Raw genomic sequence first — 13,139 nt, forward strand, 5'->3', positions numbered from 1 at the left:
CCTTTGAGCGTAGTGTACAAAATATGCCCGCATTCCCGTTTTCAGACTTGACCTATTGTTAAAAATCTTAAAAAATTGGAATTCTCTACACTATTCGTCCACTAAACTTAAAGGGAGTGAGAAATACCGGTACAAAGGATACAATGTTTACACCTGTCAATAGCATGTTGTCGAGATCCCATCCTGTTGCCCAGGGACAGCTTCCTTTGCAAACTCCGCAGCAGATACTTGAGCTGACCTGCCCCTTAAATTAGCTTCATAAGATAATGGAGTCCATAGCAATAAGGAAGGACCATGAAGCGAAGATTTAGCGAAGAGCAAATCATAAGATTTTTAAGGGATGGAGAAGCGGGCTTAGGAGTGCAAGAATTGTGCCGGCAGCATGGTTTCTCTAAGTCGACCTATTACAAATGGAAGGCGAAATACGGGGGGATGGAGGTTTCAGATGCCAAACGCCTGAAAGTTTTGGAAGGGGAAAATAACAAACTAAAGCGTTTATTGGCAGAAGCTTTACTGGATAATGCGGCGTTGAAGGACGTAGTCTCCCGAAAGTGGTGAGCCCGCAAGCTAGGCGAGAAGCAGTAGCGCTTCTAAAAGCGGAGTGGCAGCTGTCAGAACGCCGAGCGTGTGGGCTCGTCAAATTATCGACTTCGGTACTGCGTTATGAGTCCAAAGGCGATTCCGATGGTCAGGTGAGAGAACGCATAAGCGTATTGGGTAACGAGAGGAGGCGCTTTGGCTATCGGCGCATCCATATACTCCTGAAACGAGAAGGCTGGGCCATCAATGTTAAGCGAGTGTATAAATTGTATAGGCAGGCTGGCTTGGCGGTGAGGAAGCGTCATCGCAAACGAATTGGCTTAACTAAAAGTGTGCCTTTGCAATTACCGGAACAGCCGAACTATGCGTGGTCTATGGATTTCGTCCATGACGCTTTGGCTAATGGGAGACGCATACGTTACTTGAACGTGGTCGATGATTTTACCAAGGAGAGCCTAGCCATAGAAGTCGATACCTCAATTTCTGGGCTGCGAGTCACTCGGGTGTTGGATCGTATCGCTCAACATCGCGCTTTGCCAAAGATGATTCGCGTTGATCATGGGCCCGAGTTTACCAGCCAAATGCTTGATGCATGGGCACATAAGCGCGGCGTCAACCTAGTTTTCACACAACCTGGAAAACCAACCCAGAATGCCTATATCGAGAGCTTTAATGGGCGCTTTCGAGATGAGTGTCTCAATGACCATTGGTTCTTGAGTTTGCATGAGGCACGTACTCTTATTGAGGGTAGGCGGCAAGATTACAATTCTACTCGCCCCCATAGTGCCCTTGCGTATAACACGCCTACTGAGTTTGCGGCTATATATCAATTTAAACCCTCGGATTCTACTCAGATATGTAGCTAATTACGGGGAGCAGGTCAAATGCGCCCGCATTCAGAATTTAAAAGCGCTGAAGAGTGGGCTAAATCATTCGCGCCAAAAGCATGTGAAAACCTTATTGTACGTTTCAAAAAAACAATCTGAAAATGAATTGGTTCTTATAGAACGGCTGCCTCTGCCTCTGGCGATATGACTGGGACAACCTCACAGTTTACTCAGGCTGCAGCACGGGACTATTTTCAAAGTCTGGACGCAGAAGAAATCAAGCATATTGCGGTTAGTCTGAATGAGTTATTAATGATGAACAAGTGGTACTTTCACTGACCGAAATGGAAACAGGGAAAGTGATAAATATTTCAACTTCAACAGGCGCTATTTTGCCAACTTAATTTTCGAAAAAATCGCACAACTATGGTGGCGTTAGCCACCGAGTTGAGCTGCACTGCCCGGGGGTTAGGTACAATAGCGGCTATGCTAAATCCTCGCTTTATTCACCTCCGCCTTCATTCCGAATATTCAATCACCGATGGCATTGTGCGCCTTGATGATGCAGTTAAAGCAGCTGCAGCTGATGGACAGGGAGCGCTTGCGCTCACTGATCTGGGCAACCTATTTGGTCTAGTCAAGTTCTATCAAACAGCGCGTAGCGCAGGCGTTAAGCCTATCATCGGTTGCGATGTATGGCTGACTAACCCGTTAGATGGCGACAAACCCAGTCGGGTTTTGCTGCTCGTATGCGAGTTGCAAGGTTATTTAAATCTTTGCGAATTGTTAAGTCGGGCCTGGTTAACGAATCAACATCGAGGTCGCGCTCAAATTCAAATTGAATGGCTTGAGAGTGGTTTGGCGCAGGGTTTAATTGCTTTATCCGGCGGACTTACGGGCGATATTGGGCAGGCTTTTGCAGCCGGTAATGAAGAGGCTGCACGGCGCTTTGCGCAACGCTGGGCGCAGATTTTTCCTCAGCGTTTTTATCTGGAAGTGCAGCGTGCCGAGCTGCCTGGCGAGGCGCTTTATATCCAACAAGTCGCGGCGCTTGCCGCTGAGTTGCAGTTGCCGTTAGTGGCGACGCACCCAGTGCAATTTATGACGCCAGATGATTTCACTGCCCATGAGGCGCGGGTTTGTATCGCCGCCGGAAATTTATTGGCTGATCCACGCCGCGCTCGACCGTTTACGCGGGCTCAGTATTTTCGCACTCAAGCTGAAATGGCGGAGCTTTTTGCGGACTTGCCTTCTGCGCTAGCGAATACGGTTGAAATTGCTCAGCGCTGCAATTTGACGTTAGAGCTGGGCAAGCCCAAGCTACCACTTTTCCCAACCCCAGCCGGTCTATCGCTGGATGATTACCTAATGCAAGAGGCGCGGCAAGGGCTAGAGCAGCGCTTAGAGCAGTTATTTGCTGACGTGGCACAGCGTGAGCGCGAGCGCTCCACTTATTGTCAACGCCTTGAATTTGAATGCGCAACGATTATCAAAATGGGCTTTCCCGGCTACTTTTTAATTGTCGCTGACTTTATCAATTGGGCTAAACAAAATGGCGTTCCGGTGGGCCCGGGTCGGGGCTCCGGAGCGGGCTCGCTGGTGGCGTTTGCGTTAGGCATTACAGATCTTGACCCGCTGCGCTATAAATTATTGTTTGAGCGCTTTTTAAATCCAGAGCGCGTCTCGATGCCGGACTTCGATATTGATTTTTGTCAGCACGGGCGTGATCGCGTGATTCAATATGTGAAGAGTAAATACGGCGCAGATGCCGTCTCGCAGATCGCCACTTTTGGCACGATGGCGGCTAAAGCGGCGGTGCGGGATATTGGCCGGGTGCTTGATCTGGGCTATAACTTTACGGATGGGGTCGCTAAGCTGATTCCTTTTAAGCCCGGCAAGCATGTGACGATTGCCGATGCGATTAAAGAAGAGCCGTTGTTGGCGCAACGTTTGGCAGATGAAGATGAGGTGCAACAATTACTTGAGTTGGCGCAGCGCGTTGAAGGATTAACCCGTAATATTGGCATGCATGCCGGTGGCGTGCTGATTGCACCCGGCAAGCTCACGCATTTTTGTCCACTCTATACGCAACATATGCCGTTGGCGGAAAATGGCGCGGGCCTGACTGACAGCCAAGCCCATGGTGGGGCGGTAGTCAGCCAATATGATAAAGATGATGTTGAAGCCGTTGGCTTAGTCAAATTCGATTTTCTAGGGTTAACCACACTGACGATTTTAGATTGGGCTGAGCGCGATATTCGCCGACTTGATCCAAATCGTTCTGATTGGTCGCTGGCACAAGTCCCATTGGACGATCCAGCGACGTTCTCGTTTCTAAAAAAAGCCAATACAGTGGCTGTGTTCCAGCTTGAAAGCCGCGGCATGCAAGGGATGCTGAAGGATGCTCAGCCTGATCGCTTTGAAGACATTATTGCGCTGGTTGCGCTATACCGTCCTGGGCCAATGGATCTGATTCCGAGTTTTTGCGCCCGTAAGCATGGCCGCGAGAAAGTCGATTATCCTGATCCACGCGTAAAAGACGTGCTGGCAGAGACCTATGGCATTATGGTCTATCAAGAGCAGGTCATGCAGATGGCGCAGATCATCGGTGGTTATTCATTAGGTGGCGCTGATTTATTACGCCGCGCTATGGGTAAGAAAAAACCTGAAGAAATGGCGCAGCATCGCGCACTCTTCCGCGAGGGCGCGGCGCAAAATGGGTTAATGCGCGAAAAAGCCGACGAAATTTTTGATTTGATGGAAAAATTCGCCGGTTACGGTTTTAACAAATCACATGCGGCGGCCTATGCGCTGCTTGCATATCAGACCGCTTGGCTCAAAGCGCATTATCCGGCTGAATTTATGGCGGCTAATATGAGCTTGGCGCTAGATGACACCGATAAAATCAAAATTTTATTTGAAGACTGTCAACTGAACCATCTAACGGTATTGCCACCTGATATTAACCGCTCAGTGTACCGTTTTGAACCCGCCGCAGAAAGCGCGGGGCAGCCGGCGCGCACTATTCATTATGGGCTTGGCGCGATTAAAGGAAGCGGCCAAAGCGCGATTGAAGATGTTTTGCGCGCGCGCGCTGAAAAGCCGTTTACCGATTTGTTCGATTTTTGTTTACGGGTCGATCGCCGTATTGTCAATCGCCGCACGATTGAAGCCTTGATTCGCGCTGGGGCATTTGATGCCTTGCATCCCAATCGCGCTCAATTATTGGCCTCCGTAACGCTTGCGTTAGGCGCTGCTGAGCAGCGGTGTGCGCATGAATTGCAAGCGGGTTTATTTGACCAGACTGAGCTTGCCGACGGTTGCGAGCTTGTCGCTGAACCTGCATGGTCAAAAAAACGCTTGTTGCAGGAAGAAAAAGCGGCCTTAGGTTTTTATTTATCTGGACATTTATTTGATGCCTATCGCAGCGAAGTCAGTCGTTTTGCTAAACAAAAACTGAATAATTTGCAGGAAGGGCGGGATAAGCTGGTTGCCGGGGTGATTAACAGTATCCGTACGCAGCTGACGCCGCGCGGAAAAATGCTTATGGTGATGCTGGATGATGGTACAGCACAATGTGAAGTGACAGTGTTTAATGAGCTTTATGACGCGAACCGAGAGTTGTTCAAAGAAGATGAACTGCTGATCGTCACAGGCAATGCGCGCTATGATAGCTTCACCGGTGGCATTCGCTTAAGCGCTGGTGCGGTGCTAGATTTGGCGCGCGCGCGCGGTTCTTTTGCGCGAGTTCTGCGTATCTCAGTGAATCACCAAGTTAACTCGCGTAGATTGCATGAGCTTTTGCAATCGCACAAGGCAGTGAGCGATCTAAGCTCGTCTAGCAATCCAATGCATAAGCCGGTCGGGCGCGCCTACGACCCTCCAAAAAGAGAACCCAATAGCGGTTTGCCGGTGCTGATCGATTACTGTAACCAAGCGCTACGCAGTGAGTTTACGCTGGGGGATGGATGGCGCGTTAAGCCTTCGGATGAGTTGCTGGTTGAGTTGAAAGCTGAGGCTTGGGCGACTTCAGTCGAAGTGATTTATTAAGTCAACGCCTTATATGCTGGACTTAAGTTGACGAATAGATTGAGTCCAGTATCTTTTGCACAGAGTCTTCAGTACATTTTCAAGCGAAAGGGCGCTGTACGCTTTTAGCGTAAGTACGGCCTCACAAAATGAAAAAAGAAATTTGTACTTTATGTAGGAATGCTAAATAAGCATCAGTTTAATTTATCGGCGCTCTCTACATATGCTGTCAACGGTTAGATAATAGGATCAGTTACAGTGGAGACCTTTAAATGCAGCAGAATTCATTGCTTACTGATGCTTCAGCATTGGCTTCATCAGAATCAAAATCAGAATTAAAGGCGATCCGCTGGTGGCGGATCATGGATGAGCACCGTATTAGCGTCATTCCGCTGCCAATTTATTGCGTGCTATTCGTGAGCCTTGGGGCTCTCCTAGCAATAGAAAAATTTTCAAGCGAAATCTCGGTTATCTTCGCCATGCTTGCGGTACTGGGTTGTGGCTGCGCTGAATTGGGTGCACGCATCCCAGGTTTGCGCCAAATTGGTGGCTCGGTTATCTTGACCGTATTGCTGCCCTCTTATCTGGTCCATCGTTCGCTGTTGCCAACTCAACTCGTGCAGTCTGTGAGCGACTTCTGGCAGGCTACGAATATTCTTTATCTATTTACCATTGCGGTTATCGTCGGTGGTATTTTGAGTATGGATCGGCAACTTCTAATTAAAGGTTTTGCTAAGCTTTTCATCCCGCTGGCTGCGGGGTCGATTACGGCGGCAGTAGTCGGTACACTAACTGGCATGGCGCTCGGACTCAGTGCGCACCATGCCTTTTTTTATCTCGTCATTCCGATTATGGCCGGCGGCCTTGGCGAAGGTGCGATTCCGCTCACGCTAGGTTATGCAGCGATTTTACAAATCCCACAATCTCAGCTATTTGCCCAAGTTGTGCCGCCTGTGGTGTTGGGTAATTTGACGGCCATTGTATGTGCAGCGCTTTTTCATCAGCTTGGCAAGCGCTATCCGCGCTTCAGTGGTAATGGTCATTTATTGCCAGTAACAGCGCCCGCTTTATCGCTTGAGGAAAAGCCATGCTCAGTAACCGTTGAACATATAGCTGCGGCCGGGATGATTGCGCTTGGCTTATATGTGGCAGGTACGGTGATTTATCAATTTACTGGCTTGCCAGCGCCGTTAGGCATGTTGTTGCTCACGGTGCTGGTTAAACTAACCTGCGTTATCCCGCCTAAGTTTGAGCAGGGCGCGCATAAAATGTACCACTTTTTTGCTGTGGCTTCCGCTTACCCGATTTTGTTTGGGATTGGTTTGATTTTAACGCCTTGGGATGCGCTGTTAGAAGCTCTAACGCTAGCGCATTTTGTCACCATCTTTGCTACGGTAGTCACCCTAACTGTAGTTGGTTTTGTGGTTGGACGCTGGGCGGGCTTGCATTCAGTTGAAAGTGCAATTGTTAATGCGTGTCATAGTGGCATGGGGAGCGTAGGAGATATGGCGATTTTAACCGCGTCGCACCGCATGCAATTAATGCCGTTTGCGCAGCTTGCGACCCGCATTGGCGGAGCGCTTACGGTGATGCTGGCGCTGCTCATTTTGAGCCAATTGCCCCCCGCATAATGCATAAAAATTCCGCTCAAGCGCGGATGGGTAATCCCCCATTTTTAATAGTTTTTAAAAGTAGAACACTAAGCTGCGAGAGCTAACTTTTGTTTTGGGGGAATGCCTCCAATGGCCATGTTGGGCCGTTCATGATTATAAAACCATAGCCAACGGGTGGCGCACTCTTGTACTTGTTCGAGCGTATCGCATAGATCCTGAGCTAGCTAATCATAGCGGACCGTCCGGTTATAACGCTCAATATAAGCGTTTTGCTGTGGGTTACCTGGCTGGATAAATTCCAAAGTGATACAGCGTTGCCGCGCCCAAGTTTGCATCGCGATACTTACATATTCCGGGCCGTAGTACATTATCAACGCAAACATTCTTCAGAAAATAACCAAATTGCAGAATGGTTGATTCGATTGACAAGCACGCAGCGCAATTGGGGATTTGGTTTATGCTTTTTGTATCTGCGAATCAAACCGAAAAAGCGCTTGCTCCGCGAAAAACCTCAACCGCTTGCGGAGCCTGAAAAAACTAATGAGGTGTGGTCAATGGATTTTATGCAAGACCAACTCTCAGACGGAAGAAGCATCCGGCTGCTCAATGTCATTGATGATTTTAATTGTATTAGTTCCGACTTGATCGTACAGTAAGGCCATTGCCAAATGGTGGGGTTATCCGGTTTGATAGAGGTGCGAATCTTTATTAAACCAGCGCGTAAGCGCGTAGGAATAACCCCATGTATAGTGTTCATCAAAATATCATTAAACACAAGGTCGGTTTGCTCAATTTGGCAACAGAACTTGGTAACGTGTCTCGCGCCTGTAAGGTGATGGGATTTTCCCACGATACATTTTATCGGTATCAAACGGCGGTAGAAACAGGCGGAGTGGATGCTCTGATCGATGCCAATCGTAGAAAGCCCAACCTTAGAAATCGTGTTGAAGAAGCCACCGAAATAGCGGTAGCTGACTTTGCTTTGGAACAACCTGCTTTTGGCCAAGTCCGAGTCTCCAACGAACTGCGTAAGCGGGGTATTTTTGTTTCCCCATCGGGAGTACGGTCAGTTTGGCTACGGCGCGATTTAGAGTCATTTAAAAAGCGCCTTTCAGCGCTGGAGAAGCACATTGCTGCAACAGGTCGTGTTCTGACTGAAGCACAGGTTGTTGCGCTCGAAAAAAAGCAGGAAGACTGACGTAGCGCACGGTGAGATCGAAACAGCTCATCCTGGTTATCTTGGCAGCCAGGATACATTTTATGTTGGCACGATCAAGGGTGTAGGCCGAATCTACCAGCAAACCTTCGTGGATACCTACTCGAAGTGGGCGGCAGCTAAGCTTTACACAACCAAAACGCCCATTACTGCAGCAGATCTTTTGAACGATCGAGTGTGGTGTTGACGACCTTTGACGGACACTTTTAAACTACCTAAAAGGAGTCTGTAATGCGTCAAAGGTCGTCAACACCAATTTCCAATTGATTCATGGAAACACTTTACTGTCCGTGAGAGGGGGGCAACACCAATCGAGCACCAAAAAAGCGCATCACGATACCCGGTTATTCAAATTGCCTTCGCTTGCCTACTTCTTTATCGAGTCGCTACTCATTTCAACCAGCACGATTTCAAAAATTCTTCCTAAAATCGGTCACAATCATTTTGAAATGACCGGTCACGATGCTCTGAAATACGCAACGCTGTGCATCACACAGCGCGACATAGTGTGTCAAATACTTCTGATAGTCCGTACCATTTAGCGAGCAAAGCTACAGATAGACTCTGCTGCTAAAATCGCGCCTAAGAAAAAATCCGCACAGATTGAGATCGGTGCGTCTTGAATAAACAGGCTAAGGGGAAAAGGGTGGAAAGCATCAGATATGTATGGAGGGAGACCTCCATCAATTTTTGGGGAGGACGTGATTCTCCCAAGTCAGCGAGAGATTTACACCAGGAAGCGCGTGCTTATGAGAAGCGAGGTGAACTGGAAAGCGCCCAAGCTTGCTACCTTAAAGCATTGTGTGCGGCGGAAAAAGCACAGGGTATGAATCCGTCTGAAACCAAAATGTATCAAACTCTTGCTGAGATCAATCTAGATTATGGTTGTTTATTGGAAAAGCAGCGTAAGTCCGCCGAGGCTGGAAATGCCTATCAAGAAGCCAAAAGATACGGGCTTGACGCATATCAATTAGAGCCGCATCAACCCGAAATTCAGATTTTGCTCCAAAACATTGGCCTTTCTTACAGTTAATATTTGATTTCTAGAAGGCAAGGAGTTCAATCAGATCAGGTACTCCAAGAAACCGTTCAGCGGGTCCAGGAAGATAGGACTCGACAGGAGGCCATTCGTAGTGGATCTTCCCAGCCAATCAATAACTTAGTAGCAGAAGAGCGATCGATTACACAAATCATTGGCAGTGGTGTGCAGAATGCCCAAATCAACGGCTCAGGTAACACCGTCACCATGATTCATGGCCCAACGGCGACTATTGCCTCGTTGGCCGATTTACGTAAAGCGCTCTACGAGCATTACCAACGCTCCAATCTATGGATTCAGCGGGTATCCAGCGATAAAAAAATTTCATTAGCTGATTGCTATATCAATCTGGCGATCGTAGAAAGTCAGGCACAACGCGAAAATGATAAAAAAGAGCTGGAAAAGCAAAAAGCGAATTTTGAACGCCTGCCCAGCAGTGAGCGGCTTGAGGCGACCAATCCCAACAAATTGATTCAGCTCAAAAAGCTTTTTGAAGTACAGAAATTACGAGATGGCTCAGAAGGAGTGCCCAAGCGGATTTTGATTCAGGGGCGAGCTGGGATCGGCAAGACCACGTTATGTAAAAAGATGGTGTATGAATATCATCAGAATGGACAGTGGCAAGATCAATTCGAGAGCGTATTGTGGATCCCCTTACGGTACCTCAAAACGCATCCCCCTAAACGCTTAGAAGACTTGCTGTGCGATCAGTATTTTGTGGGTCATGAAAATAGCCAAGCGCAGGCTTTATCGACAGTGTTGCACGCCCATCAAGACAAGACTCTTTTTATTCTAGATGGGTTAGATGAGGTTACGAGCGAACTGAGTAGAGCCGATCGGTTAGGAGCCTTTTTAAAGGTATTACTTGATCAGGAGCATGTTGTTATCACTTCCCGGCCTAACGGAATCGATGCAAACACGCTGAATAAGCTGGATTTAGAATTAGAAACGGTCGGGTTTAGTCAGGATGATGTGCAGAAGTATATTCAAAAATTTGCGCCAGAACCCCAGCAATCGGCTATTCAGCAGTTTATAAAGGATACGCCGTTGATTCAGGGATTGGTCAATATCCCGATCCAACTCGATGCGCTCTGTTATAGCTGGGATAAGCTACCTAAAAGTCAAACTGTGACGATGGCGATACTCTATCGGGCTATGGTGGATAAATTATTGCGTAAAGACTGTGAACGCTTAGAAAAAGAAAACAAGGGCAAGCCATTAAGCCCACTAGCCATCCAAACGTTGTCTAATACAAAGCTAAAAAAGCTGATGGCCGATGAAATTCATTATTTAGAATACTTAGCCTTTAAGGGATTAGAGAAGGAAAAAATAGAGTTCAGTTTAGATGAGTTAAATCAGCGTCAAGAGGAACTCGAAGCTCAAATGCCCGAGGGGATCGAGCTGTCTTATAGCTTTACAACGGATTTGAAAAAGACGTCGTATTTAGACACAGCAGATAGGCATCGCCCCGAATCGGAGCGTCACTATCACTTTCTGCATTTAACGTTTCAGGAATTCTTTGCGGCTAAATTTCTGGTCCGGCATCTAGAAAAGCCTGCAAAAACAGAGAGAATATTTTCTTCTGAAAAAGTTGCCTCTACCAGCTTAGGTGTAATGCCTAGCCAAGAAGAACTCGAAACATTTATTGCTACGCATAAATATAACCCACGTTATGAGATTGTGTGGTGGATGGTGGCAGGGTTACTGGAGAACGCAGCATTAGAGCCTTTCTTTAGATTGTTAGAGCAGGCACCACATGACCTGATTGGCATGCGTCATCAGCAGGTGATGATGGGATGTTTGAACGAAGCTCGAACTCAATTGAGAGAAACGAGAATCCTGAGGCTGGAAACTGAATTAATGCAGTGGCTGGATTTCGAGCTCAAAAATAGGATAGATGATTGCTACAACTACAGCCGTTTAGGTCGCCAAAGTACTTTCCCTGAGAATCTACTGATCACGGGTTTACGTAGACCCGAAGATGAAAAGATAGAAATTATTGAAACGTTAGGTAGTCGCCAGACTTTATCATCCGACGCTATTTCGGCCCTGGTCTCGGTGTTGAAGGATGAATATGAAAACGAGTATGTCAGGTCTCGAGCAGCCTCTGCCTTAGGCCGCCAGGGCACGCGGTCGTTGGAGGCTGTCTCGGCTTTGATCTCGGTGTTGAAGGATGAGGATAAAAACGAGGAGGTCAGGGCTAGTGCAGTCGATGCCTTAGGCAGCCAGCGTACGCTGTCGTTGGAGGCCATCTCGGCCTTGATCTCGGTGTTGAAGGATGAAGATGAAAACGAGGAGGTCAGGGCTTGTGCAGTCGATGCCTTAGGCCGCCAGGACACGCTGTCGTTGGAGGCCATCTCGGCCTTGATCTCGGTGTTGAAGGATGAAGATGAAAACGAGGAGGTTAGGTCTCATGCAGCCTCTGCCTTAGGCGGCCAGAGTACGCTATCGTCGGACGCCGTCTCGGCCTTGATCTCGGCGTTGGGGGGAAGAAATGTGGATGTCAAGTGGAGTGCCGCTTCTGCCTTATACAGCCAGCGTACGCTGTCGTTGGAAGCCGTTTCGGCCTTGATCTCGGCTTTGCAGGATGAAAACGCGTCTGTCAGGTCTCGTGCAGCCGAAGCCTTAGGCCGCCAGCGTACGCTGTCGTTGGAGGCCATCTCGGCCTTGATCTCGGCGTTCAGGCATGAAAACGAGTATGTCAGGTCTCGTGCAGTCTCTGCCTTAGGCGGCCAGCGTACGCTGTCGTTGGAGGCCATCTCGGCCTTGATCTCGGCTTTGCAGGATGAAAATGCGTCTGTTAAGTTGGGTGCAGCCTCTGCCTTAGGCGGCCAGAGTACGCTATCGTCGGACGCCGTCTCGGCCTTGATCTCGGCATCGGAGGATAAAAACGCGTCGGTCAGGTCTCGAGCAGCCTATGCTTTAGGCAGTGAGTGTACGCGGTCGTCGGAAGTCGTCTTGGCTTTGATCTCGGCAATGAGGGATGAAAACGCGTCTGTCAGAGCTAGTGCAGCCTCTGCCTTCAGCCGTCAGAGTATGCTGTCGTTGGAGGTCGTTTCGGTCTTGATCTCGGCTTTGCAGGATGAAAACGAGGTGGTCAGGTCTCGTGCAGCCTCTGCCTTAGGTCTCCAGCGTACGCTGTCGTTGGAGGCCATCTCGGCCTTGATCTCGGCACTGAGGGATAAAAATTTGTATGTCAGGTTGAGTGTAGTCGATGCCTTCGACCGCCAGAGTACGCTATCGTCGGACGCCATCTCGGCCTTGATCTCGGCATCGGAGGATAAAAACGCGTTTGTCAGGTCTCGTGCAATCTCTGCCTTAGAGCGCCATAGTAAAAAGGAGTCTATCGAGTCTCGTGCAGCCTTTACGCTATCGTTAGACGCCGTCTCGGCCTCGATCTCGGCTTTGGAGGATGAAAACGCGTCTGTCAAGTCTAGTGCAAAATTTACCTTAGGCAGGCATCTTAATCAGTGTTACAGAATGCTTCCCGATTTATCGCCAGAGCAAATAAAAGCTCTCTACCTTCAAATCTTGTTACCACGCAGTTGCGAACGCATTGCGCCACTCTATATTCAAGATCGCCACCTTCACTTTTATACGGCAACGGGTCCTGGGCAACCGATTAAACTGACATCAGAGCAAGTCGAAAAGCTGAATCAAGCCTTTAGCGCAGCCCAAAAAGAAGAGGGGATTGAGCGTTTACCCGATGAAACACGATTTTTAATAGAGGAGTAAGCAGAGAAGTGCGCAGAGGTTTCCCTGCGCTTCTCGATGAGATAATGTTCAATTTAAGGAACCTCTGAAATAGGTCCAAACACATGGTGGTTTATGGGGAGCTTTGTCGCAGGAATTGTACTATTTTCCCTTTATTCTGG

At 48.4% G+C, this 13,139-nt stretch carries 5 protein-coding genes and 3 pseudogenes; 7 read left to right on the forward strand and 1 reads right to left on the reverse strand.

The window, feature by feature from the left end; genetic code table 11:
• Nucleotides 1-294 precede the first annotated feature (294 nt).
• From MCB1EB_RS04740 to MCB1EB_RS04750, 3 genes are all read left to right on the forward strand, one after another.
• Nucleotides 295-1,406 (forward strand): IS3 family transposase gene (locus MCB1EB_RS04740; RefSeq protein WP_126353891.1). Its coding sequence is split into 2 segments (ribosomal slippage): nucleotides 295-553 and nucleotides 553-1,406, totalling 1,113 coding nucleotides; the frame shifts between segments, so codons are not numbered across the junction.
• Between the two features lie 447 nt (nucleotides 1,407-1,853).
• Nucleotides 1,854-5,417, forward strand: coding sequence for a DNA polymerase III subunit alpha (dnaE, locus tag MCB1EB_RS04745; RefSeq protein ID WP_045365675.1), 3,564 nt, complete (start codon nucleotides 1,854-1,856; stop codon nucleotides 5,415-5,417).
• 251 nt (nucleotides 5,418-5,668) lie between these two features.
• Nucleotides 5,669-7,027, forward strand: coding sequence for a 2-hydroxycarboxylate transporter family protein (locus MCB1EB_RS04750; protein ID WP_052393704.1), 1,359 nt, complete (start codon nucleotides 5,669-5,671; stop codon nucleotides 7,025-7,027).
• A 68-nt stretch (nucleotides 7,028-7,095) separates the two neighbouring features.
• Here the strand turns inward: MCB1EB_RS04750 and MCB1EB_RS04755 are convergent.
• Nucleotides 7,096-7,368, reverse strand: a pseudogene (locus MCB1EB_RS04755) (integrase core domain-containing protein); the annotation flags it as partial.
• Between the two features lie 9 nt (nucleotides 7,369-7,377).
• Between MCB1EB_RS04755 and MCB1EB_RS04760 the strand changes: the two are divergent.
• From MCB1EB_RS04760 to MCB1EB_RS04775, 4 genes and pseudogenes are all read left to right on the forward strand, one after another.
• A pseudogene (locus MCB1EB_RS04760) lies at nucleotides 7,378-7,635 on the forward strand (IS3 family transposase); the annotation flags it as partial.
• A gap of 116 nt (nucleotides 7,636-7,751) precedes the next feature.
• Nucleotides 7,752-8,403 (forward strand): annotated as a pseudogene (locus tag MCB1EB_RS04765) (helix-turn-helix domain-containing protein); the annotation flags it as partial.
• 468 nt (nucleotides 8,404-8,871) lie between these two features.
• Entirely contained in the window at nucleotides 8,872-9,258 is a 387-nt protein-coding gene (locus tag MCB1EB_RS04770; RefSeq protein ID WP_045362557.1) for a hypothetical protein, read from the forward strand.
• Nucleotides 9,259-9,261: 3 nt separating this feature from the next.
• Nucleotides 9,262-12,999 carry a HEAT repeat domain-containing protein gene (locus MCB1EB_RS04775; protein WP_126353892.1) on the forward strand — a complete coding sequence of 1,246 codons (3,738 nt, stop codon included), beginning with the start codon at nucleotides 9,262-9,264 and terminating at the stop codon, nucleotides 12,997-12,999.
• Nucleotides 13,000-13,139: the final 140 nt, after the last annotated feature.

This window comes from Mycoavidus cysteinexigens, from assembly GCF_003966915.1.
Classification (GTDB): domain Bacteria; phylum Pseudomonadota; class Gammaproteobacteria; order Burkholderiales; family Burkholderiaceae; genus Mycoavidus; species Mycoavidus cysteinexigens.

What these genes read in the sequence shown, in the direction of transcription:
- dnaE (WP_045365675.1), top strand. Translation starts at nt 1,854, where the DNA reads ATGCTAAATCCTCGCTTTATTCACCTCCGCCTTCATTCCGAATATTCA.
- MCB1EB_RS04750 (WP_052393704.1), top strand. Translation starts at nt 5,669, where the DNA reads ATGCAGCAGAATTCATTGCTTACTGATGCTTCAGCATTGGCTTCATCA.